This window comes from Cryobacterium soli (assembly GCF_003611035.1).
Lineage (GTDB): Bacteria > Actinomycetota > Actinomycetes > Actinomycetales > Microbacteriaceae > Cryobacterium > Cryobacterium soli.
The window spans coordinates 1188471-1212874 of sequence record NZ_CP030033.1; the positions used below are offsets into that span (position 1 = coordinate 1188471).

The 24404-nt window shown below is 69.6% G+C and carries 18 protein-coding genes; 14 read left to right on the plus strand and 4 right to left on the minus strand.

Annotated features, from left to right (window positions below):
- Positions 1–14 precede the first annotated feature (14 nt).
- Positions 15–1232, plus strand: a complete 1218-nt coding sequence (locus DOE79_RS05410; RefSeq protein WP_120337610.1) for a phosphotransferase — start codon at positions 15–17, stop codon at positions 1230–1232.
- Here DOE79_RS05410 and DOE79_RS05415 read toward each other — a convergent pair.
- A complete protein-coding gene (locus DOE79_RS05415; protein WP_245977135.1) occupies positions 1142–4576 on the minus strand; it encodes an ATP-dependent DNA helicase in 3435 nt (1144 codons plus the stop codon). The two genes, DOE79_RS05410 and DOE79_RS05415, sit on opposite strands and share 91 nt — an antisense overlap.
- Positions 4573–8019 (minus strand): ATP-dependent helicase, encoded by a 3447-nt coding sequence (locus DOE79_RS05420; RefSeq protein WP_245977136.1) that lies wholly within the window; start codon positions 8017–8019, stop codon positions 4573–4575. The genes DOE79_RS05415 and DOE79_RS05420 overlap by 4 nt, the downstream gene beginning before the upstream one ends.
- A 39-nt stretch (positions 8020–8058) precedes the next feature.
- Between DOE79_RS05420 and DOE79_RS05425 the strand changes: the two genes are divergently transcribed.
- Together DOE79_RS05425 and DOE79_RS05430 are read left to right on the plus strand one after the other, a co-directional pair.
- Positions 8059–8283 (plus strand): DUF3107 domain-containing protein, encoded by a 225-nt coding sequence (locus DOE79_RS05425; protein WP_066594181.1) that lies wholly within the window; start codon positions 8059–8061, stop codon positions 8281–8283.
- Positions 8284–8289: 6 nt separating this feature from the next.
- Positions 8290–8592: a hypothetical protein gene (locus DOE79_RS05430; RefSeq protein ID WP_120337612.1), complete on the plus strand. Its 303-nt coding sequence runs from the start codon at positions 8290–8292 to the stop codon at positions 8590–8592.
- A gap of 108 nt (positions 8593–8700) precedes the next feature.
- Here DOE79_RS05430 and DOE79_RS05435 read toward each other — a convergent pair whose 3' ends face one another.
- Both DOE79_RS05435 and DOE79_RS05440 read right to left on the minus strand, forming a co-directional pair.
- On the minus strand, positions 8701–9669 hold the full coding sequence (locus tag DOE79_RS05435) for a DUF2971 domain-containing protein (protein WP_120337613.1): 969 nt from the start codon (positions 9667–9669) through the stop codon (positions 8701–8703).
- Between the two features lie 309 nt (positions 9670–9978).
- Positions 9979–10680: a ferritin-like fold-containing protein gene (locus DOE79_RS05440; RefSeq protein ID WP_120337614.1), complete on the minus strand. Its 702-nt coding sequence runs from the start codon at positions 10678–10680 to the stop codon at positions 9979–9981.
- Positions 10681–10954: 274 nt separating this feature from the next.
- Between DOE79_RS05440 and DOE79_RS05445 the strand changes: the two genes are divergently transcribed.
- From DOE79_RS05445 to DOE79_RS05495, 11 genes are all read left to right on the plus strand, one after another.
- Complete coding sequence (locus DOE79_RS05445) at positions 10955–12103, plus strand: sugar ABC transporter substrate-binding protein (protein WP_120337615.1); 1149 nt, start codon at positions 10955–10957, stop codon at positions 12101–12103.
- Positions 12104–12220: 117 nt separating this feature from the next.
- A complete protein-coding gene (locus DOE79_RS05450; RefSeq protein ID WP_120337616.1) occupies positions 12221–13249 on the plus strand; it encodes an ABC transporter permease in 1029 nt (342 codons plus the stop codon).
- Entirely contained in the window at positions 13246–14805 is a 1560-nt protein-coding gene (locus tag DOE79_RS05455) for a sugar ABC transporter ATP-binding protein (RefSeq protein WP_120337617.1), read from the plus strand. Before DOE79_RS05450 ends, DOE79_RS05455 begins: the two co-directional genes overlap by 4 nt.
- Positions 14806–14859: 54 nt before the next feature.
- Entirely contained in the window at positions 14860–16170 is a 1311-nt protein-coding gene (locus DOE79_RS05460) for an NtaA/DmoA family FMN-dependent monooxygenase (RefSeq protein ID WP_120337618.1), read from the plus strand.
- Positions 16170–17045 (plus strand): alpha/beta fold hydrolase, encoded by an 876-nt coding sequence (locus DOE79_RS05465; RefSeq protein ID WP_120337619.1) that lies wholly within the window; start codon positions 16170–16172, stop codon positions 17043–17045. Before DOE79_RS05460 ends, DOE79_RS05465 begins: the two co-directional genes overlap by 1 nt.
- A complete protein-coding gene (locus DOE79_RS05470) occupies positions 17032–18015 on the plus strand; it encodes an LLM class flavin-dependent oxidoreductase (RefSeq protein WP_120337620.1) in 984 nt (327 codons plus the stop codon). The genes DOE79_RS05465 and DOE79_RS05470 overlap by 14 nt, the downstream gene beginning before the upstream one ends.
- Positions 18012–19304: an LLM class flavin-dependent oxidoreductase gene (locus tag DOE79_RS05475; RefSeq protein ID WP_220094287.1), complete on the plus strand. Its 1293-nt coding sequence runs from the start codon at positions 18012–18014 to the stop codon at positions 19302–19304. The genes DOE79_RS05470 and DOE79_RS05475 overlap by 4 nt, the downstream gene beginning before the upstream one ends.
- A 50-nt stretch (positions 19305–19354) precedes the next feature.
- A complete protein-coding gene (locus tag DOE79_RS05480; protein WP_120337621.1) occupies positions 19355–20689 on the plus strand; it encodes an NtaA/DmoA family FMN-dependent monooxygenase in 1335 nt (444 codons plus the stop codon).
- 1 nt (position 20690) lies between these two features.
- Positions 20691–21797, plus strand: a complete 1107-nt coding sequence (locus DOE79_RS05485; RefSeq protein WP_120337622.1) for an LLM class flavin-dependent oxidoreductase — start codon at positions 20691–20693, stop codon at positions 21795–21797.
- Positions 21798–21916: 119 nt separating this feature from the next.
- The gene (locus DOE79_RS05490; protein WP_120337623.1) at positions 21917–22675 is read left to right on the plus strand and encodes a GntR family transcriptional regulator; all 759 of its coding nucleotides are present in this window, start codon (positions 21917–21919) and stop codon (positions 22673–22675) included.
- Between the two features lie 150 nt (positions 22676–22825).
- Positions 22826–24316, plus strand: a complete 1491-nt coding sequence (locus DOE79_RS05495) for a DEAD/DEAH box helicase (RefSeq protein ID WP_120337624.1) — start codon at positions 22826–22828, stop codon at positions 24314–24316.
- Positions 24317–24404 lie beyond the last annotated feature (88 nt).

Below are 24404 nucleotides of genomic sequence, written 5' to 3' on the forward strand. Positions count from 1 at the left end.
CTAACCTAGAAGGCATGGCCAGATCCCATCTCACTCTAGCCGCGTTGGCCACCAATGCAGTTCCGGAGCTCGACGTCGCCCACGCCCGAAACCACAGTCTCGGCGCGAACGGATTGTTCGACTCCGCGCTGCTGATCACCCGCGACGGCACAGAGCTGATCATCCGGGTTCCCACGTCTCAGGCGGCGGAAACCGAGCAGTCGGCGGACCTCGTGGCGCTGCGCGCGCTCACGATGGGCAACCGCAGCCGGCTGCCCTTCGACGTGCCGGTTTTCGTGGGTCAGGCGCCCTTCGAGGGCACCAGGGCCGTGGTGTACGAACGCCTGCCCGGCGCGTCCTACGACGCCGACGCGCTCACCGGGCACGAAGGGGTCGCCGGTTCGATCGGTCGCGCCATCGCGGCCATCCACGGTCTGCCCACGGCCTTCATCGGTGACGCCGGACTCGTGCAGCAGAGCGCGCTGGATTGCCGCACCGCCACCATCGACCTGATCGACCGCGCGTCGAACACCGGAAAGCTGCCGGCGGCTCTGCTGCGCCGCTGGGAACTCGCCACCGACGACGACTCGCTCTGGCAGTTCGCACCCACAGTGATCCACGGTTCGCTCACCGCCGAGTCCTTCCTGATCAGCGACGACGCCGTGTGCGGCGTGCTCGGCTGGTCGGCGCTCTGCGTCGGCGACCCGGCCCGCGACCTCAACTGGCTGCTCGCCGCCCGAGGCGACGCCGCCGAGACGGCCATCGCCACCTACACCGCCACCCGGCAGGGCAACGACCCTCTGATCGCCCAGCGGGCCATGCTCTACGCCGAGCTCGAACTGGCCCGGTGGTTGCTGCACGGGGTCGACATCCACAACGAGGCCATCATCGACGACGCCGTGTCGATGCTCGACGGTCTGGTCGACAACGTGCACAGCCACACCATGCAGTCGCTGTCGCCGGAGACCGGGCCGATCCTCAGCGTGTCCGATGTGGAGTCGATGCTCGAGGACACCCCGCGCACGCCCACGAACGGGTCCGCCGGACGCAACAGCGACGACAGCTCCGAGTACGGCACCAGCGACTTCGCCGAGACGGGGTCGTTCTCCCGGGTCACGAGTTTCGACGGCACGGGCTTCGGCACCACCGGTTCAGACACCGACTACACCGACGACGCCACCGGCCCGATCTCCACGACGGCGGATGCGCCGGCCACCGACGACCAGGCCCGCACCAGGTCTTCCTCCGAGTAGAGCCGCTCCGGGGCGACGATAGTGTCGTCGGCGACGAAGTAGAACACCGCGTCGACGATGGCCGGGTCAATGCCCTTCCAGGTGGCGTAGGCCAGCCGGTACAACGCCAGCTGGGTCTGCTTGAGCTCGAGGTCGGCGGCATCCTTGGGCGCCTTGCCGGTCTTCCAGTCCACCACCTGATAGCCGGTCTCGGTCTTGTACACGGCGTCGAGCTTGCAGATGAAGACCTGCTCCCCCAGCACGTGGTGGATCTCGATCTCCACCTCCTCCGGCGCCAGGTTCGCCCAGGGCGAGCGTTCGAAGGTGGCCTTGAACCGCTCCAGCTGGTCCAGCTCGACGGGCATGCCCGGTCCTGAGCCGACGGACTCATCGTCGCCCTCGAGATCCAGGTCGAGTTCATCCAGGCTCGCATCGAGGAGATCCCCCGAGGACCCGCCGGCAGAGCGCTGCTCTACCCAGGAGTGGAACAGCGTACCCAGCCGCGTGGCCCGGTAGGGCCGCTCGGGCATCGGACGCCGGAGCCGGGCCAGAACGGCCGCCGGGTCGTCGACGTAATCCTTGAACCGCGACGCCGGGATGCGCGTGGGCACGTCGAGCGCGGCGGGTCCCGCGAGGCGCAGGGCGCGTTCCTCCAGCAGCAGGGTCACTTCCCGCGACCAGGGCGTGTCCGGCTCGTCCGCGGCCGAGCCGTCCTCGCCGGCGCCTCCGGCGTCGCCGCCCTGGGCGCGCACGAGCGCGGCGGCCGCCTCCACGACCGGGCGCCGGGTGCCGAGCGGGTCGAACGGCCAGACCTCGCTGGTGTCCTCGTCGGTCAGGGGCTTCTCGTCGTGTTCGCTGCCCTCCGGCAACTCGGGGATGAGCCCGGCCTCGGCCAGTTCGAGCAGGTACCTGCTGGGCTTCCGCACGGTGGTGCCGCCGCCCCAGAACGCCCCGGTCAGCAGCAACTGCTGCTGGGACCGGGTGGTGGCCACGTAGATCAGCCGCCGCTCCTCGGCGTCGTGCCGGTCGGCGAGCTCCTGCTTGTACAGCTCGAAGTCGATGTCGAACGACAGCTGGGTCTCGTGGCCCAGCCGGCGCAGCTCCGGCAGCTCGGCCCGGTCTCCCCGGCAGGGATAGGGCAACTCGCCGAACCGCAACCAGCCCGACACCTCCCGGCTCGGCGCCGGCAGGTTCTTCTCGGTCATCCCCGGGATGGCCACGAAGTCCCATTCGAGGCCCTTGGACCCGTGGATGGTGAGCAGCTGCACGGTGCCGGGTTCGGCTGCCTCACCGCGCGGGCCGAGGTCGTCCTGCCGTTCGGCCCGGGCCAGCCAGCGGAGGAAGCTGGCCAGGGTGCCCTGCTCGTCGCTGTCGAGGAACGCCGACACGGCGTCGTGGAAGGCGTAGAGGTTGGCCAAGGCGCGGCCGTGGCTCTCGTTGGCGACCAGTTCGAGGTCGAGCAGGGTCTCCTGCTCGATCAGGCGCACGAAGTCGAGCAGGCCAAGGCCCGCGCGGCTCCGCAGCCAGGCCAGTTGCCGGCCGGCCTGGCGGAGGCGCTGGCGTCCCTCGTCGCTGAACGCGGCAAGTTGGCCGTGGGTCTCCGGCACGCTGGCGACGAAGTCGAGGGCGTCAACGAGCGAGCGGCTCTCCTCGGTGGCGACGGATGCGCGCAGCTTGGCCTTGAGCTCGTCCGACACGGCCTTCTGCGCCCAGTCGTGCGTGGCGAGCCAGCCGGCCACGCCGGACAGGGCTTGCAGGTCGCGCACCCCGATGCGCCACCGGCCACCCGTGAGCAGCCGGATCAGGTCGCTGCCGGCGGACGGGTCGTGCACAACGCGCAGCACGGCGAGCACATCGGCCACCTCCGGCGTCGAGAGCAGGCCGCCGAGGCCCAGCACATGCGCGGGCACGCCGTTTTCCCGCAGCACCTCGGCGTAGAACTCCATGTCGCGGCGGGCACGGAAGAGCATCGCCCCCGAGCGGGGCTCGGCGTCGGGGTCGGCGGGCGACGTCTCACTGCCCAGTCGTGCCGCGAACCACCGGGCGATGGCGGCGGCCTCGTCGGCGATGGTCTCGTACATCGCGGCCTCCACCCGACCCGCGGCCTTGCCGGCTGGGACCTTGAGGGTCTCGACCTGGATGCCGTTGGGCCGGGCGCGCAACTGGGCGCTCAGCGGTGCGACAAGAGCGTTCGCGGCGTCGAGCACGGTCACCGGGTTGCGCCAGGTGTACGAGAGGGACATCGAGGGCGCCTCGGTGTTGGCCAGCTCGGCGAAATCGGTGGAGAAGCCGAGCAGGTTGGCCGAACTGGCGCCGCGCCATCCGTAGATGGACTGGTGCGGGTCGCCGACGGCCATCACCGGGTGGTGTGCGAAGAGGGTGCGCAGAAGCTCGGTCTGCAGCACCGAGGTGTCCTGGTACTCGTCGAGCAGCACGATGCGGTACTGCTCGCGGTAGCGGGCCACCACTGCGGGCACCTTGCGGCAGACCTGCAACGCCAGCGCCACCTGGTCGGAGAATTCGATCAGGCCCTGGCGGCGTTTCTCAGCCCCATAGGCATCCGCGAGCTCGGCCAGCACGGGCAGCGGAGCCACGGCGGCGATGGCCTCGAGCACCGAGTCGTACGGCTTCTTCTTGCGCGGGTTGCCGTAGGGCAGGTCGGCCAGGTAACCGAAGCTGTTCGCCAAGCGGGCCAGATCATGCGGTTCGGGGTCCTCGCCGGGCACGAACGGCGGCGGGTTCTCTGCCAGCGCCCGGCTGAGCGAGAGCACGGCATCCGTCACGGCGTCAACGCCCTTGCCGTATCTCACGAGCCGGCCGTCGCCGTGGGCCACGACCACCCGGCGGGCGAGCAGCCAGGCGCTGGTCTCGCTGAGCAGCACCGACTCGGGTTCGCGGCCGAGCAGCAGCGCGTTGTCGGTGAAGAGCCGGCTGGCGAAAGAGTTGTAGGTGGACACGGCCGGCGCGTTGAACAGGTCGGCGGAGTCTGGCCCGACGGCCAGGCCGGTGACGGGGTCTGCCGTGCCGTCGCCGGTGGGCATCAACCCGGCCTCACCGAGCTGCCGGATGCGCCCGTTGATGCGTTCGGCGAGCTCGCCGGCGGCCTTGCGGGTGAAGGTGAGGCCGAGGATCTGGTCGGGCCGGGCGTGGCCGTTGGCCAGCAGCCAGAGCACCCGGTTCGCCATGGTCTCGGTCTTGCCGCTTCCGGCGCCGGCCACCACGAGGGTGGGGCTGAGCGGCGCCTCGATCACGGCCTGCTGTTCGCTGGTGGGCAGGAACATGCCCAACGCCTCGGCGATGTCCAGCGCCGAGACGGATCTGGTCTGGAGGGCTTCGGTATTCATGTCTGTGACGTGGGGGCTCATGAGCTGACCTGCTTGATGACGTGGATACGGCACGAGCCGTAGGAGCGGGGGTCGAGGCAATGGTCGGCGATCTCGGCGACGAAGGTGGCGCCGCCCATTCCGGCGGCGTCCGCGGTGACGCGCGCGCTGAAGGCCGCGAGCTCGTCGGGCGTGAAGGCCGGCTGGGTGGGGTTGCGGTAGTTCTGCTTCTGGGTGCCGGACGACACGATCACCAGGCGCGCACCGGCGAGTTCCATGCCCGGTTCGAGGCCGGTGATGACGTTCGCGGCGAAGGCCAGCTGGTAGGCGCCGAGCTGGGGGTGTTCCGCCACGCCGCTGTCGCTGGTGGGGTCGCCCTTGCCGGTCTTGAGGTCGACGATGACGGCGCGTCCGTCGGGGAGCCGTTCCACCCTGTCGATGGTGCCGGAGAGCACGGCGCCGTCGAGTTCCAGTTCGAAGCGGCCCTCGGCGCTGAGCAGCCGGGTGCCGTCGCGGGCGCCGTCGCCGAGGTAGGCGGCGAGGCGGTCGGTGAGTTCGCGGGCCTGGGTCTTCTGCACCCTGGACTGCCAGTCGGCGTCGAAGACGAGCTCACCCCAGCGGGCCTCCACGCCGGCCCAGAGGGCATCCGCGGTGATCAGGGCCGGATCCGGCGTGACGTTCGGGTCGGTGGCGTCTTCCATGACCTTGTGGATGATGGTGCCGAGGTTGGCCGCGGTGCTCGAATCGCCGCCGCCGATCTGGCCGATCAGCCAGTGCAACGGGCAGGTCTCGAACGCCGACATGCGCGACGGTGAGACCCGCACCGGGCCGTCGCCGGCCTCCGGATCGTTGAGCGGGCGCACGGTGCTGGCCTGGCGCAGTCCGTACCATTCCTCGGGTGAGGCGCCGGGCACCCTCTCGCGGGCGAGGCGGGCGAGCGTGGCCGCGGCATCGGTGGCCCGGGCCGGCAGCACGGCAGGCAGCGCGCCGACCGGGTCGGCCGCCGGAGCGAGCCGGGGTCGGAGGGTCTGGGTGAGGTCGCGGCGCAGGCGACCGACCAGGCCGCGCAGCGACAGCGGGTAGCGGGTGAGCGGTGCGGGGTCCGGTTCGGGCAGCAGCCTGAGGAACGCCGATGGCTGGTTCTCGTCGTTGTCGACGGCCGTCACGAGCAGTTCGGTGGTGCTGCGGGAGGCGGCTTGGGCGAACATGCGCAGCTCGTCGTGCAGCACGCCGGTGCGGGCACCGGCCGGGTCGGGCTGCTCCCCCGCGGCGAGCAGGGCGAGGTCGCCGGCGCCGAGAAGCGAGCCGCGGATGCGCAGGTCTGGCCAGACGTTCTCCTGCACCCCGGCGAGCACCACGACGTCGTAGTCCCGGCCGATGGTGCCGCTGGGGGTGGAGACGAGCACCGACTCCGCCGTCGCCCGCGGCGCGAGGGTGTCTTCGGGCACGTCGGTGTCGACGAGGTGCTCAACGAAGAGCACGGGCGGGGCGGCGGGGGTGCGCTCGACGAAGCGCTGGGCGGCGGAGAAAAGGGCCACGACCGCGTCGAGGTTGTGATTGGCCTCGTCGGCGTCGATGCCGGTACCGGTGGACTGCTCCGCCCAGGCGGGGGCGAGTCCGCTGCGCTGCCAGAGCCCCCAGAGGAGCTCTTCGATGGTGGCGCCGGCCGCGAACGCCGTGCGGGTCTGCCGCAGGTTCTTGGCGCAGGAGGCGGCCCGCCGGGCGGTGCGGTTGTCGATGCTCTCCAGCAGCGCCGGGTTGGTGAAGACCTCCACCAGGAGCTCGTCGGCGGTGCGCGCGGGATCGGGCGTGCGGCCCGTGACGGGGGTTCCGTCGGGGTCGGCAGGTTCCGGCTCGCTCAGCTCCTGCTGGCGCAGCGCCGCACGCAGCCGCCGCAGGGTGATCGGGTCGAGGCCCCCGAGCGGGCCGCGCAGCAGCTCGACGGCGGCATCCGCGTCGAGCGGGCGGCGCCCCAGAGTCACATCGAGGGCCAGGATGAACGCGCGCACGGCCGGTTCGTCGCGGAGCGCCGCCTGGGAGGCGGCCACCTGGGTGGGCACCTCGAGCGCGGCCAGACCCTTGGACAGGGCGGGCACGAGTGCGCCGGTGCGAACGATCACGGCCATCCGCCCCCACGGCACCCCGTCGAGTACGTGCCGTTCGCGCAGCCGGCGGGCGATCACGGCGAGCTGGTCGGCCGGGCTCGCGGTGACGACGGTCTGCACCATCCCGCTGGCGGCGTCGGTCCCGGCTGCGGTGGTGTCCGGCCCGGTGGCCTCGTCCGTCCCTGTGGCTGCGGCACCGACGACGGTGCCGGCGGCCCGCTGGGTTCCGGCGGCGGCGGCGCCGATCCGGCCGGTGAACTCCCGGATCACGGCGCGCAGCTCGGGGCCGTGCCGGTGCACGGTGTCGAGGGTGAGCGTGGCCACCTCGGGCAGGCCCAGGTAGTGGGCGAGGCGGCCGAGGGCGTCCGGGTGGGCGCCGCGGAACGACCCTGTGCTGAGGTCGGGGTCGCCGAAGGCGACGACAGTGACGCCGCGGGCGGCGAACTGGGCCAGCAGCGCCAGCGTGGACTGGGTGGCCTCCTGGGCGTCGTCGAGCACGATCAGCCTGAGGTCGCCGAGCGGACCGAGCGGGTTGCCGGCACTCACAGCGGTGGCCGAGGCGGATCGCACGGCTCCGTTCCGCGGGATGGTCCGCGGGGCGGCCTGCACGATCGCCGCGGCGAACTGCACGAGCTCGGTGGAGTCGAACTGGCCTGGGCGGCTCTGGTCCTTGACCTCCTGGTACCCCGTGATGAACTGGGCCGCGGCGGCCCACTCCGGTCGTTCGGTGTCGGCGGCCAGCCGACTCAGCCGTTCGGGCGTGACACCGTATTCCACGGCGCGCATCATCAGGTCGCGAAGCTCGGTGCGGAAACCGCGCAGGCCCCGCACCTCGGCGTCGAGCGGGCTCGGCCAGGCCGGCCCGGTGCCCTCCAGGATGTCGCCCTGCAGGATCTCGGCGATGATCTGGTCCTGCTCGCCACCGGTGAGCAGCGTCGGGCTGGTGCGTCCGGCCGCCACCTCGGCGTCCCGCACGATCTGGAAGGCCACCGAGTTCGCGGTGCGGGCCAACGGACCGTTCGTGGGCACCCGGAGGCGCAGCGCCAGCCGGTCCCGCAACGCTGTGGCGCCGGTGCGGGTGGGCACGAGAACCAGCACCTCGCTGGGGCTGATGCCCAGGCGGAGCACGCGGTCTGCGACGAATTCGACGAGGGTACGGGTCTTGCCGGAGCCTGGCGCGCCGATCACGGCGGCCGAGCGGCCCACGCGCAGCTCGAGCACGGCCCGCTGGGAGGGATCCAGGTCTACCGGCGGCCGGTCGGCGGCGTTGTCGCCCGCCCGCACCGGGGCGGCTGGCTCTACTTCGGTCACCGGGTTCATCACGGTCCAACGGTAACGGGTTGCGCCGACAGTGAACGTGGCGGGCCGACCGGCGGGCATGTCGTAATCTGAGCGGGTAGGCAACCGAAAGGCGCATCCGTGGACATCCGCATTGGTATCTTCAACTCCCCCCGGGAGATCAGTTTCGAGACGACTCAGCCGGCCAACGAGGTCGAAGAGACCGTCGCAGCCGCCCTCGCCGGGCAGACCGGCTACCTCAAGCTCAGCGATAAGAAGGGCCGCGTGTACATCGTCCCCACCATCGGACTGGCCTATGTCGAGCTGGGCTCCGAGGAGTCCCGCCGCGTCGGCTTCGTGGCCTAACCCTCCATGGAACTCCTCTTCGTCGCCCTCGGCGGCGCGATCCTCGGCCTGGCAGCCCGGTATGCGCTTCCCCGCCGCCACACGCACGGCTCAGTGCTCGTGCCGGCCGTGGGCACGGGCGTCGCCAGCCTGGTCTGGGTCGCACTGACCTGGCTCGGCTGGGCCTGGGACGGCGGCTGGATCTGGTGGGTGTCGTTCGCGGCCGCCGCCGTGGCATCCGTCGTGGTCGATGTGATCGTCGGCCGTCGCCGCGAGGCCGCCGACCTGGAGGTTCTGCACAGGATCAGCAAGACCGGACTGCCGGCCTAGTGCACCTAGTCGCACATCATTTCTCGAAAACACCCCGTCGCTCCCGACGGGGTGTTTTCGCGCGCGGCTACGGATGTTCTAACTCGCGCAAATTGGACCTTGCTTGGTCTAGGCAATCAGAGGAATCATCGACACAGCAACCTCGATCTCGAACCGATGGCGATGGAGGAGCGCTCTGGCGACCCGCTCTCGCCGCTTTCGTCCGGACTCTTCTCCAGGACCGCAAATAAGTTCTCGAATAGGCAGTTGCTCCAGGCCAGACCTCTCGCAGGCCATTGCGAATCCGCGCCCACCTGTACCCGGGGTGGCTCGGGGCCTTCCAACTTCGATGTAAGGCGCAATCCCAGCTCGGCCAGCGTGAAACTCGGGACGAGCAAACCGAACCCTGTCCATTAGCAGCCGAACCTCTTCTTCGACGGCAAACGCCGGATGTTTCAGGGTGGCCGCTAGATTCCCGACCTGCATCAACAAGGAGTCCGTCGGATCCTCCCCATTGGTGGCAGCAGAGCCAAGGAGAGAGCCCGCGTCGCCCACAAGGTCCTGGAGCACCCGCAACACGGCTGCTTGCTGCTCATCCCGTCCGTAGATAACGTCCACCCATATCGGGACGCTCTGTGGGTCTCGCTTGGCTGCCTGCGGAAAATGGTGACGCGGGTCAATGACCTGAGCGTATACGCCGATATCCAGTCCTATGGCGTAACCGTTTCCATTCGCGTAGTTGCGCCACTGGTTGAGAGAATCTCGATCGCGGGAAGCACACACGATGAAGTAGTCACGCTCCAGCAGATGATCGTCAATATTCTCAATGAAGTTGTTCAACAAAGCTATTGCGGCAGGATCTCCCTCGAGCGCCGCGGTGCTGAACACTTCCCTGATCACGCCAACACCATAGGCGATTTCCGACGAGTCATTCAACGAATGAAACGACGACGCCCTGAGGGTTCCGCTGTCGAGAATGCCGAGCAAACCGGCTGCATCGGTGTAGTGGTAGACGAGCTTGGCTCGGGTACCGCGCCCAATCTTTCTCCTTCTACCGCTACTTGGGCTTGGCGAGATTGGCGCTGAGGGGTTGCCCATGCTGAAGGCTACCGCGGATGCAACATGCTCTATCCAGGAGGACTCAGGCCCTAACGAGCTTCTCGCAGCACCGAGGCGGGATATCCTCCCTGCCCGTAGCGTCGTCAAGAAGAGCAGCTCTCATAGCCGTCGCTGAGCGTGAGTCAGCGAAGGAAATGCCCTCAGCGGAACAACCCATGCCGACTGTCACCGCCTGCGATTTTCAACGTTCGAGTCACAGAGAGTGGGCCTTGTTAGCTCCCCGTAAAGCCCGTGCTGCGGGGAAAGATCAGCCACGCCACTTCGAAGATCGGCGGTCGCCGACTGGACTTAGGCGGTCAGGCCGAGGCCGTCCATGCGACGGGTGTGCGCGGCGATCAGCTCGGTGAAGACCGGTTCGATGCGGGAATCCTGGCTGACGGCCATGGCGGACCTGGCCACGAGCAGTGTGTCCCCCACCAGCCGCCGCCCCCACATGGCCAGTCGGGACTCCAGCGCGGGCTGCGCGGCGATGGCCGCGGACAGCTCGTGCACGAGAACGTCGGCGCCGCCGTGCTCACCGAGCAGGTGGGCGATCCGCGGCCCCACATCGCCGGGCAGAGCGTCGGAGAGCCGGATGAAGAAGTCGTCGAGCAGACCGCCGGTGAGGTAGCAGCTGAGCAGCAGCTCCGGCCAGTCCTCGCCGCCGGTGGCCGTGCGGAAACTGTCGAGCGCGGGAACGAACGGGCCCATGACGGTCGCCGGTTCGCCGTCCCGGCGGCGGATCTCGTCGATCAGGCCGTGGTGCTTCGACAGTGCGCGCCCGGCCGCCAGGCTGAGGCCTTCCTTCGCCGCGAGGCTGGGCGCGGTGATCACGGCCGTGGACAGGCTCTCGAACATGCCCAGCTCGAAATACGCGGCCTGGCCGAGATAGGTGAGCAGGTCGGGCACCAGTTCGGTGATGTCGACCTTCGTCGTGGCGCGACGCTCAGCCCTGACCGACAGCCGGGGCGTCTCTGCCCGTTTGGGACGTTCACCTAACCACGAGATCACGCGCTCAGCTTACTCGGCGACCCGGCCGAGGGCGCTGGAGGCCGTCGCCGGGTGTGGCCCAACGGCGGCGTTATTCCGTCCCGCCGGGTCACCGACACGCATACCGCGCCGCCGACATCGTCCTGATCAGCATTTTCTTCTGCTATGCGCGTGACGAAACAAATCGGTCGATGCGCAATAGAGCGTTAACTCTTCCGATATCGGGTGGAAACCGCTGGTGCGTCGAATTGACGTACCCCTCCAGCACCTCTCCCCCCGATCCTTGGAGCTCCGCATGAAGATCACCCAGACTGCCGCAGGCATAGCCCTCGCGTTGGGCGCCTCACTCACCCTCGTCGGCTGCACATCGGCCACCGACGCCGCCAAGACGGCGGATGTCGCCAGCACAGCAGACCTCACCTCCGCCCAGCAGGATTGCGTCGCTGCCGTTCAGGCCGATGTCGACGCCGCCACCGCCGCCACGGCCCTGGTCGCCCCCAGCGAACCGCTCGACCTCGCCGCCCTGTCCGGCGGCACGGTCTGGTTCATCACCGTCTCGATGAACCAGTTCTCCACCGACATGGCCACGGGCGTCCAGGCCGCGGCGGATGCCGCGGGCGTCAAGCTCGTGACCTACGACGGCCAGGGCCTGGCCAACCGCTTCAACGAGGGCATCTCGCAGGCCGTCGCCCAGGACGCGGCCGGCATCATCCTCGTCGGCATCGACCCCACCGTCGTCACCGGCTCTCTGTCCGAGGCCGCCGCTGCGGGCATCCCGGTGCAGAACACCCTCAACGGCGACCCGACCGACGAGGTGCCTGAAGGCATGTACACCAACCTCACCAGCGACTTCACCGGTGACGGCGAGACCGCGGCCAAGTGGGCGCTGATCGACTCCGGCTGCCAGGCCGACATGGTCTCGCTCTACTCCAGCTCGGTCGGGGTGTGGCAGAAGATGGCCGACGGCGCCGCATCCGTCTTCGACGAGTACTGCCCGGAGGACTGCAGCTTCAAGGCCCTCAACGTGGACATCGCCAACGTCAGCACCGACATCGGCAGCCAGTTGCAGACCGCGCTGCAGCAGGACCAGGGCGTGAACTACGTCTACCCGGTCTGGGACAGCGCCGTGCCGTTCGTGTCACCGGTGATGAGCGCCGCAAACTCCACGGCCAAGGTGATCTCCCGCGACGGCCTCGAAGCCAACCTCGCCATGATCGCCGACAACAACGGCCAGGCCATGACGATCGCCATGCCCACCACGAGCTGGATCGGCTGGATCGCCTTCGACAGCGTCGCCCGCGCCGCCACGGGCGCCGAGGTGCCCGACTACGTGATCCCGACCCGCATCATCGACTCCACCACCATCGGTGACGGCTCGGCCGCCGCGCTCTTCCCCGAGTACGTCGACTACGAGACCGCCTTCACCGACGCCTGGACCGGCTGACCCGCAGCCTCAAATACCCGGGCGGGCCGCTGCACACGGCCCGCCCGGCACCGGCCCCTCCAGCTTTCCGCTCGAACCCGCACGACCGCGCACGACCCAGGACTGACAGGTGACTCCATGACAACGGCAACCCCCACCCGCACCTCCGAACCGGACCTCGGGAAGCATGACTTCACCGCTCTGGCCCGCCAACCCTTCAACTGGGGCGGTTTCACCGAACGGTGGGCGCTCGTGGGCGGCCTGCTGGTTCTCGTGCTCATCTGCATGGCGATCTTCCCCCAATTCCGCACTGCCTCCCTGTTCACCACCATGGTGAACGCGCAGTCGCTGGTGCTGCTGCTCGGCCTCACCGCCACCGTGGTGCTGCGGCTGGGCGACTTCGACCTGTCGGTCGCCCAGACCATGGTCGCCACCGGCGCCCTCGTCGCCCAGCTCACCAAGATGGGCGTGCCCTCCGGCCTGGCTGTGCTGGTCGGCCTCGGTCTCGGCGTGGCCGTCGGGCTCATCAACGCGCTCCTCGTGGTGCGGGTGGGCGTGGACTCGTTCGTCGCCACCCTCGGCTCGTTCACCGCACTGTCGGGGTTCGCCTACCTGATCACCAACAGCCGCATCATCTCGGGCATCCCCGACGAGTTCGTCAATTTCTCCCGCTCCCAGCTGCTGGGCATCCCGCTGATCAGCTGGTACGCCTGGGCCCTGGTGATCGTGCTCTGGTACGTCTACCAGCGCACCCCGCTGGGCCGGTACACCCTCTTCATCGGCGGCAACCGCAACGCCGCCCGGCTGTCCGGCGTACCGGTCAACCGCATCCGCACCGGCGCCTACGTCGTGTCGGGCCTCCTCGCCTCCTTCATCGGCGTCTGCTTCATCGGCTACTTCGGCGCCGTGGACCCGAGCGTGGGCTCGCAGTACATGCTGCAGCCGTTCGCCGCCGCATTCCTGGGCGCCACCGCCATCGCGGTCGGCCGGTTCAACGCCTTCGGCACCGTCGCCGCCCTCTACCTGCTCACGGTGGGCATCACCGCCCTGCAGCTGCTCGGCGCGCAGACCTGGGTCTCCAACGTCTTCTACGGCGTCGCCCTGATGGTGGCCGTCACGGCGGCCAAACTCGCCGGCAGCCGCCGCGGCGGCGGGCACACCCGATGAGCGCCCGCACCGCCGGCCCGACCGGCACGGATGCCCGCATCGCCCTGTCCGTGCAGAACCTCAGCAAGCACTACGGCGGCGCCATCGCGCTGGCGGACGTGTCGCTCACGGTGCGCGCCGGCGAGGTACACGCCCTGCTCGGCCAGAACGGCTGCGGCAAGAGCACCCTGATCAAGAGCCTCACCGGGGTCGTCATCCCCGACGCCGGCGAGGTCGAGGTCTTCGGTTCCCCGCTGCACATGCCCACCACCGACCCGCACACCCGCGGAATCGCCGTGATCCACCAGGACATCGGCCTGGTCGACTCGATGACCGTGCTGGAGAACCTCGGCATCAACGCCCGTTACGGCGCCCGCCTGCTCAGCCCGGTCAACGTGAAGAAGGAACGTGCCATCTACACCGATCTGATGCACCGCCTGGGCGTCGAATTCGACCTCGACGCCGAGGTCTCCACCCTCAGCCCGGCCGAACGGGCGCTGCTCGCGGTGGCCCGCGCCATGCGCCTGATGGACGGCGACAGCACCGAGCAGCTCTTCATCCTCGACGAGCCCACCGCCGCGCTGTCCAAGCCCGAGGCCGCGCGTCTGCTCGACCTGATGCGCCGGGTCGCCGACCTCGGCGCCGGGGTGGTCTTCGTCAGCCACCGGCTCTCCGAGGTGATGGAGGTCTGCGACCGTGCCACGGTCATGCGCGCCGGCCGTGACATCGTCGAGGTGTTGGTGAGCGAGACCAGCCGCGCCGAGCTCGTCGCGCACATGCTCGGCCGCCGGATGGACGACTTCTTCCCCACCCCGCCCACTTTCACCGGCGGCGCCGCCCGCCTCGTGGTCGACGGCCTCAGCGGCGAGAGGGTGTCGCAGGTGAGCTTCAGCGCACACGCCGGCGAGGTCGTCGGCGTCACCGGGCTGGCCGGGATGGGCCAGGAGGAGCTGCCGTTCCTGCTCTTCGGCGAAGACTCCCCCACCGCTGGGCGCATCGAGGTCGACGGAGTGCCGGCCCGGTTCGCCTCGCCGACCGCGGCCATCCGTGCGGGTGTCGCCCTGGTGCCCGGCAACCGGCTGCGCGACGGCGTCTGGATCGCCGGCACAGCTGAGGAGAACGTCACCCTGCCCGTGATCGACCGGTTCTTCGGCCTGTTCGGCATCCGCACCACGGCCGTGCAGCAACGCGCGTTCGAGCTGATGGGCCAGGTCGACGTGTCACCCAACCGGCCCGACTACGCCATGGCCGGGTTCAGCGGCGGCAACCAACAGAAGGTGGTCTTCGCCAAGTGGTTGCAGCTGGAGCCCGGGGTGCTGCTGCTCGACGAACCCACCCAGGGTGTCGACCCCGGCGCCGCCAAGGCCCTGCTGAACGATGCGATGGATGCCGCAGCAGCCGGCAGCGCCGTCGTCGTGTTCTCGGGTGAGCACGAACTGCTCGCGGCCATCTGCCACCGGGTGATCGTGCTGCACCACGGCCAGGTGATCGCCGAGCTGGGCCGTGACAGCCTCACCGAGCACGCCCTGCTGGAGGCCTGCGAGGCCGCCCCGAGCGAGATCTCCATCGCCGCCTGACCGGTCGGCACATACCTTCCCCCACTACCCGCACCATACGCAAGGAGAACACCCATGTCCGCAGACCCCTTCCGCCTCGGCTGGTTCGGCAACCTCACCGCCCCAGAATGGAAGACGCCGTACCGCGGTAACGACCCGCTCACCTGGTTCAACGGCGACTTCCACGTCGACATGGTGCAGAACCTCGAGCGCGCCGGCTTCGACTTCATCATGCTCGAGGACTCGCTCATGGTGCCCGACATCTACCAGGGCACCGCGGAGATCGAACTCAAACACGCCCGGTACGCCCCCAAGATGGACCCGGTGGTCGCCGCCGCCATGCTCGCCCGCGCCACGAAGCACATCGGCATCATCGCCACCGCGTCGAGCACGTTCTCGCACCCGTACCAGCTGGCCCGCCAGTTCGCCACGATCAACAACCTCTCGGGCGGCCGAGTCGGCTGGAACGTCGTCACCTCCAGCGAAGACCGGGCCGCCCAGAACTTCGGCCTCGACAAGCTGCCGGAGCACGACCTGCGCTACGACATGGCCGAGGAGTTCATGGCCGCCGTGAAGGCCCTCTGGGGTTCCTGGGGCGAGGGCGCCATCCTCGCCGACGCCGAGAGCGGTTACTACGCCGACTACGAGAAGGTGCAGCCCGTTCACTACGAGGGCGAGTACTACAAGACTCGCGGGCCGCTCAACATCCCGGCCGGGCCGAACGGCCGTCCGGTGATCTGCCAGGCCGGCGGCTCCCCGCGCGGCCGGGACTTCGCGGCCCGGCACGCCGACGTCATCCTCGCCATACCCAACGGCGCCGCCGGTGCCAAGGAATACCGCGACGACATCCGTCGCCGCGCCGCGCTGATCGGCCGCGACCCCGACGAGATCAAGGTCTTCTCCGTGGTGTACCCGATCGTGGGAGAGACCGCCCGCGAAGCCGAGGAGAAGAACGCCGCCTGGTATGCGCGCAAGCAGCACAACTTCGAGGTGCAGATGACCCACTTCGCGGCCACCATGGAGATCGACTTCTCGCCGTACGACCCCGACCAGCCGATCCCCGACGACGTGTCCACGAACGGCCACCAGAGCACCCTGGAGATCTGGCGCAAGCAGCTGGCCGGCAAGACCATCCGTGAGGGCTTCAGCGGCATGCGCGTGCAGACCACCGAGATGGTCGGCACGCCAGACGGCATCGCGAGCCAGATGGACGAGTTCATGCAGGAGGTCGGCGGCGACGGGTTCCTCATCTACGGCCAGCCGATCAGCCGGCAGTACGTGGCCGAGATGACGGATGGCGTGGCCCCGGCCCTGCAGCGGCGCGGCTTGCTGCGCACGGGTTACGCGCACGACACCCTGCTCGGCAACCTCAACTCGTTCAGCTGATGCGCCGCGGCTACCTCGACCTCGCCGGCGGGCAGGTTCACCTGCGCGAGTGCGGCGCGGGCGAGACCCTGGTGCTCCTGCTGCACCAGACCGCCGCGTCCTCGGTCATGTTCGAGAAGTTCGCCGGCGAGCTCGCCGCCGGCCCGTTGGGCGCCACGCACCGGTTCGTGGCGCTCGACACCCCCGGCTTCGGCATGTCGTACCGGCCCACGGCCCCCTACGACCTGGCCGACTGGGCCCAGGTCGTGCTCGAAGCGGCGGATGCGCTGGGCACGGACTCGTTCCACCTGCTCGGGCACCACACCGGCGCGGCCATCGCCATCGCGGTGGCCGCGGCGGCGCCGGAGCGCGTGTCGAGCCTGGCGATGATCGGCCCGCTGGTGCTCTCGCCCGCGGAACGCGCCGAGTGGGAGGCATCCGTCGCCGGCCTGGTCGTCGACGAGGCCGGCAGCCACCTGGCCACGGTCTGGCGGCAGGTCGCCACGATCGACGGCGACCCGCTGGCCTACCCGCCCGACCTGGCGCTGCGCCAGCGGGAGACGGTCGACAAGCTGGCCGCCGGCGAGCGCTGGCACGAGGCCTACCTCACGGTGTTCCGCACCGATCTCGGCGCCCAGCTGGCGTCGACAGTCTGCCCGACCGTGCTGTTCAGCGGCGTGGCCGACGTGCTGCACCCTTACGCCGCCGCGACCCTGGCCACGCGGAGCGACATCGAGTTCCATGAACTCGCCGCGGGAGCGTACCTGCTCGATCAACAGCCCGCTCTCGTCTCCGGTCCCTACGCTCGGTTCCTCCAGCGCGTCGCGTCGGTGCCGCGCGAGGTGGCCCCGGCCGAGTCCCCTGCCCCCTCCGGAGGTTCCCATGCCGTCAGCTGAACCCACCACCGCCTCGCCCCTGGTGTTCTGGAGCGTCGCGGGCGGCGACCTGCGCCGCCGCCTCGACACGATCGCCCAGCTGGACGCCGCCGGCGTCGACGCCGTGCTGCTCGCCCAGGATTCGCTGGCCGCCGCCGACCCGATCCTGCTTGCCGGCGCCGCCAGCCGGCGTGCGCCGCGGATCGGCCTGATCGTCGCCCTGTCGCCGTGGCTGCAGCCGCCGTTCCACACGGCCCGGGCGCTGGGCACCCTCGACGCCCTCACCCGCGGCCGGGCGGGCTGGCTGGTCGACGCCGGGCCGGCCCCCTTCTCGTCCACGGACGACACCGCCCGCTGGAACGCCTCGGGCGTCACCGACCCTGCCGAGCTCGACCGTGCCGCGGCCGACTACCTCACCGCCACCGCCGCCCTCTGGAATTCCTGGGAGCCCGGCGCCCTCATCGCCGACGTGGATGCCGGCCAGTACGTCGACCCGGCCCGGGTGCACGTGCCGCACCACCGCGGCGAGTTCTTCGCCGTGCGCGGGCCGCTCAACATGCCCCGCTCGCCGCAGGGCCGCCCGGTCATCGTGGCCCGCTGGCCGCAGGGCGCCACGGAACCGGACGCGGCGAGCGCCGCCGCCGACCTGCTGGTGGTGCGCGGTGAAGCGGATGTCGCCGCGGCCAGGCTCCACGCCGCCACGGTGTTGCTCGAACTGACCGGTACCGCGGCGACCGCGCCGCCGCAGACCACGGCCGACGGGTACCTGTTCTCCGGCATCGCCGACCCCGCGCTCTACGGCCAGGTCGTGCACACGGTGTTGCCGGGGCTGCTGCCGCACCGCGGCCGCGGCGGGCTGCTGCGCGAGCGCCTGAGCCTGCCCGCTCCGGACTTCGACTGGGCCGACCCCACCCCCACCCCGGCCACCACGGCCCTCGCACGCACAGCCCCTGCACGTACAGCTTCGGCCACGACGGAGGACCCCGCATGAACGCCGAGCCCACTCCCCCGACCACCAGCCCCGACGAGCGTCGCCGGATGCTCCTGGGCTGGTTCGTGAACTACATGCCCACAGCCTGGAACCGGCCGTGGGCCGGCAGCACGCCCACCGGCTGGACCGACGGCGAGTTCTACCTCGATATGGCCCGTGCCCTGGAGCGCGCCTCGATCGACCTGGTCATGCTGGAAGACTCCAGCGTGGTTCCGGAGAACTTCGGCAGCAGCATGGCGGCTGAATTCAAAGCCACGACCAAGGCGCCCAAGCACGACCCGCTGCCCCTGGCCGCGGCCATCTCCCAGGCCACCGAGCGGCTCGGCATCGTCACCACCATGAGCACCAGCCTGTACCCGCCGCACCGCCTCGCCCAGCTGCAGGCCACCCTCGACCAGCTCAGCGACGGCCGGGCGGGCTGGAACATCGTGACCTCGTTCGAGAACCTGGCCGCGCAGAACGTTGGCCTCGACACCCTCTGGGAACACGACGAGCGGTACGCCCGCGCAGAGGAGTACGTGAGCCTGGTCGACGAGTTCTGGACCGGCGCCGACGGGGTCGCCTTCGACGGCGACTACTACGCGGCTGCGGCCCCGTCCGCCCTGCCGCCGGTGCAACGCCGCCCCGTGCTCTGCCAGGCCGGAGGCTCCTCCGCCGGGATGGACTTCGCGGCCCGCTGGGCCGACCTGATCGTGTCGGTGCCCACCGGCCTGCCGGCCATGAAGGCGTACCGGGACGGCATCCGCCAGCGGCTCGAGCGCGCCGGCACCGACCCCGACTCCTGCCGGGTGCTCTACATGGTCACGCCGATCCTGGGCGAGACCGTCGCCGAGGCGGAGGCCACGGAAGCCCGGATGTACTCGGCCGACGGTGACAACTTCCTGCGCCGCCTGGTGCAGCTCTCCAACGTCTCGGAGATCGACTTCGCCCAGTACGACCTCGACCGGCCGATCCCCGAGGATGCCACCACCAACGGGGCGCAGAGCATCCTCGACGCCATGAAGGCCGCCACCCGCGGGTCGAGCCTGCGGCAGGCCATGGCCGGCAAGGGCGAGTCCACCTCGCTCCGCCTCGTCGGCACCCCGCAGACCGTGGCCGACCAGATGGAGGAGGCCATGGAGGTCGTCGGCGGCGACGGCTTCCTGCTCTTCCACGGCGGCGGCGGGCTGATCAGCCGGCACTACCTCGACGAGGTGCTCGACGGCCTCGTCCCCGAACTGCAGCGCCGCGGCCTCGCCCAGACCGGGTACGGCCCCGGCACCTTCGGCGAGCGCCTCGCCGCCCGCTGACCTGGTGCACCCACCACTGCCCCAACGACATCCTTCAGAAAGAGGCACCCATGTTCCACCTCGGCTGGTTTCTCGGCAACGGTTTCGGCATTCAGCCCTGGAATGCGAAGGGCGGTGACGGCCCCTGGGTGGGCTCGAACGTCACTGACTGGATGAAGCCCGACATCTACGTCGACCTGGCCACCTCGATGGAACGCGCCGGCTTCGATTACATCCTCATCGAGGACACGGCCATGGTGGAAGACAGCTACAAGGGCACCGCGGAGACCAGCCTGCGGCGTGGGTTCATGGCCCCGAAGAACGATCCGATGCCACTCGTGCCGCTGATGACCCAGCGCACCAAGCACATCGGCATCATCCCCACGGCCTCCGTCATCCAGTACCCGCCGTACCTCGCCGCCCGGCTGTTCACCACCCTCGACCACCTCACCGAGGGCCGGGTGGGCATGAACGTGGTCACCAGCGTCACCGACCGGGTGGCGCAGAACTACGGTTTCGCGCAGCACTTCGACCACGACGAGCGTTACCTGATGGCGCAGGAATGGGTGGACGTGGTGCAGCAGCTGCAGGGCTCCTGGCAGCCCGGCGCGGTTCTCGCCGACCTCGAGAGCGGCATCTACGCCGACCACACCAAGGTCGAACCGATCGACTTCGTGGGCAAATACTTCTCTTCCCGCGGACCGTTGAACACCATCCCCGGGCCACAGGGCCGCCCGCCGGTGGCGTCGGCCGGCGGCTCGGAGGCCGGCCGGGACATGGCCGCACGCTACGACGACACCATGATGTCGATGTGCAAGACCGTCGAGGAGATGAAGGAATACCGCGCCGACATGCGCCGCCGGGTCGCCTCCTATGGCCGGGATCCCGACAAGGTCAAGTTCCTGTTCCTGGTCACCCCGGTCATCGCCGCCACCGACCAGGAGGCCAGGGACCTGGCCGCGGCCTCTCTCGCGGGCCGCGCGAGTGACGCCGCGATCGAGTACAACCTCTGGAACATGTCGTACACCAGCGGCGGCCGAATCGACTTCGGTGCCATCGACCCCGACACCCTGGTGTCCGACATCGACTTCAGCCGGCAGAACGGCGAACACAGTTCCGTCGCGGCCATCTTCCAGGACAGCGCGGGCAAGACCCTGCGCGACGTCGTGGCCAGCTCCTTCCAGATCACCGACCTCGGCCTCGTCGGCAGCCCCGACACCGTCGCAGCGAAGATGGGCGAGATCATGGAGGAGGTCGGCGGTGACGGCTTCCTGCTCTACCTGCCCACCACCCGCCGCAACATGGCTGAGGTCGCCGATGGCTTGGCGCCGGCTCTGCGGCGCCGCGGCCTGATCCGCGACGGCTACTCCGGCACGACGCTCCGCGATCACCTCTTGGAGTTCTGAGATGAAGTGCGGAGTGTTCCTGCCCACGGCCAACAACGGCTACATCTACTCGACCAACGCTCCGCAATACCAGCCGACCTACGCGCTGAACAAGCAGATCACGGTGGATGCCGAGAAGCACGGCTACGATTTCGCCCTCTCCATGGTGAAGTACCGCGGCTTCGGCGGGGAGACCGACTACTGGAACCACGCGGTGGAGTCGACGGTGCTCATGGCCGCGCTGGTCGAAGCGACCAGCACCATCAAACTCTGGGCATCCGTCGGGGTGCCCTCGGTGAACCCGGCCATGGTCGCCCGCCTCAGCGCGACCCTCGACGACGCCTCAGCGGGCCGGTTCGGCGTGAACATCGTCGCCGGCTGGAACCGCTACGAATATGAGCAGATGGGCCTGTGGCCGTCCGAGGACTACTACACCGACCGGTACGCCTACAGTGCCGAGTTCATCAGCATCCTGCGCGGGCTCTGGAAGCACGGCAGGCTCACCCACCGGAGCGATTTCTTCGCCCTCGACGACTGCCTCGTGCAGCCCACGCCCGAACACGGCGTCACCGTGATCGTGCCGGGCCAGTCACCCGCGAGCCTGGATGTGGCGGCGGCCCACGCCGACGTCAACTTCATCCTCGGGCCCATCGACGAACTCGCGCAGGCCGCTGCCGGTCTCGCCGAACGCTGCGAACGGCTCGGCCGGCACTGTGAGAGTGCCGTGCTGCTGGGCATCATCATGGCGGAAACCGACGAGGAAGCCGTGGCCGAGGCGCAGCACTACATGGCCGGCGTCGACCTGGGCGCCCAGGCCGGAATTGCCGCTGCGGCCCGCAACGACCGCACCGGAACCGCCGTGAACGTGGGTCTGAAACGGCAGGAGGGTGGCGTACCGCCGGTCGTCTTCGACCACCCGGACCGGGCCGCGTTCCTGCAGGGTTCCTGCTGGTACTCCCCGCACATCGTCGGCTCCTACCGGCGTATCGCCGCCTATCTCGACGCCCTGGAACTCGAGGCCGGCGTGGCCAGCGCCGTCCTCACCTTCGCCGACTACACGGGCGACGTCGTGCGGTTCGCGGAGAACGTCATGCCGCTGATGCAGACCTACCACGCCCCGGTCCGGTGAACTCACGGGCAGCCGTCGCGGCATTGTCGACGATTGGTCACACGGATGAAACGGCGGATTGTTACGTTGGCGAGAGGTCCGGAATCCCCCGGGCCGCATCCGCCGAACAGGAACCTGCCATGCCAGACGACCAGCCTGCAACGGCCACCGGCACGTCGACGAACCAGACCCGCCGCGCCTACGACCTGCTGCGGGTGATGATCAGGTCCGGCGATGTGGTCGTCGACCAGAAGCTCGTGGAAGACACCCTGATCCGTTCCCTGGGCATCACCCGCACGGCCATCAGGGAAGCACTGCAGCAGCTGAGCGAGGAGGGCATGGTCAGCCGGCAGCGGCGCAGCGGGACCCGGCTCAACCGGGCGGTGCTGCAACTGCCCATCGACGACATCCTGCCGTGGAAGGCATCCACCCGCTTTTCGGTGATCCGTACCGACTACCGAACCGTGCAGACCACGCCCACCGTGGCCGCCAAGCTGCAGACCACCGACGACTACGTGGGCCTGGTGGAACACTGCTTCTTCGACGACGCCGTGGCCGTCGGCGTGCGGATCGCGTACTTCCGCCGCAGCTACTCCCAACCGCCGGTGTGGCAGAGCTGCCCGAGCCTCGCGGATGCCTTCGAGGCCGTCTACGGATCGCCGCTGGCCGAGATCCGGTCGGTGGTGGATGCCGGCGCCTGCGACCCGGCCACCGCACGGATGCTGGGCATCCCCACCGGCTCGCCCGTACTGGTACGTGAACAGGTGCTCGTCGACAGGCGCGACATCGCCCAGGAGTACACCTTCTCCTATTACCCGGCCGGAACGGTGTCCTTCCCCATGACGACCGTCAAGGTGGCCGAGGAGACCCTGGCGCCGCTGCCCGCACTCCGGGCGTGACCGGAAACCGCACCGGTTCGAGGGTGTCAGCGGCCGTTGCCCAGGCCGCACCTATAGTCTGGTGTCATTCACCGGCGTCGGATCGGTGGACTTGCGCCTGAAGCAGAAGACGGGCGCATCCCGCTTCGAGCAAGACAGGCAAACAAAAAAGTGACCTTTACCGAACTCAATATCGACCAGGACATCGTCGACGCCCTGGCCGCCAAGGGCATCCTCGAGCCCTTCCCGATCCAGACCCAGACGATCCCCCTCGCCCTCAGCGGCCAGGACATCATCGGCCAGGCCAAGACGGGAACCGGTAAGACCCTCGGCTTCGGGCTGCCGCTGATCCAGCGCCTCGGCCTGAACCCCGAGCCCGGCGTGCAGGCCCTCGTGGTCGTTCCCACCCGCGAACTGTGCGTGCAGGTCAGCGAAGACCTCGAGCTCGCAGCGGGCAACCGCGGCACCACCATCGTCTCCATCTACGGCGGCAAGGCCTACGAGGGTCAGATCGAGCAGCTCAAGGCCGGCGCGCAGATCGTCGTCGGCACCCCCGGGCGCCTCCTCGACCTGGCCAGCCAGCGTCTGCTGAGCCTCGCCAATGTGCGCGAGATGGTGCTCGACGAGGCCGACAAGATGCTCGACCTCGGCTTTCTCGCCGACATCGAGAAGCTCTTCTCGCAGACACCGTCCACCCGTCACACCATGCTCTTCTCGGCCACCATGCCCGGCCCGATCGTGGCCCTCGCCCGCCGGTTCATGACCAAGCCCATCCACATCCGCGCGAGCGACCCCGATGAGGGCCTCATGCAGGCCAACATCGAGCACCTGGTCTACCGGGCGCACAACATGGACAAGGACGAGGTCATCGGCCGCATCCTGATGGCCGAGGGCCGCGGCAAGACCGTCATCTTCACCCGCACCAAGCGCGCCGCCGCCAAGCTCGTCGAGGAACTCGGCGACCGCGGTTTCAACGCCACCGCCGTGCACGGCGACCTCAACCAGGAGCAGCGCGAGCGCGCCATGGCCGCGTTCAAGGCCGGCAAGAAGGACATCCTGATCGCCACGGATGTCGCCGCGCGCGGCATCGACGTCGACGACGTCACCCACGTGATCAACCACACCATCCCCGAGGACGAGAAGGCCTACCTGCACCGCGTGGGCCGCACCGGCCGCGCCGGCAAGACCGGTATCGCGGTCACCTTCGTGGACTGGGACGACATGCCCAAGTGGACCCTGATCAACAAGGCCCTCGACTTCGGCACCCCGGAGCCGCAGGAGACCTACTCCTCGTCGCCGCACCTCTACACGGACCTGAACATCCCGGCCGGCTCGAAGGGTCGCCTGCGTGCGACGCCGATCAAGGAGACCGTGCCGGGCGCCGCCTCCGGTCGTGACGGAGGCCGCGGCGGTCGCAGCGACAGCCGCTCCGGTGGGCGCAGCGACGGCCGTTCGGACGGTCGCTCCGGTGCCGGCCGCTCCGGCGAGCAGTCCAGCCGTCCGCGCACCCGCGTGGGCACGACCACCAACCCGGATGCCCCCGCCGCCACCCCGGCAGCGGGCACCCACGATGGCGGCGGTGCCGAGCACCACGACGGCAACAGCGCTCCGCGCCGTCGCAGCCGCACCCGTCGCCGCTCCCCGCAGGCGCCCACGGCGTAACGCACCCCGAATTGCCGCAAACGGCCCTTTCACCTCGCGTGAAGGGGCCGTTTGTCGCATCTCAGCGTGCCCGCCCGCGCTGACTTGC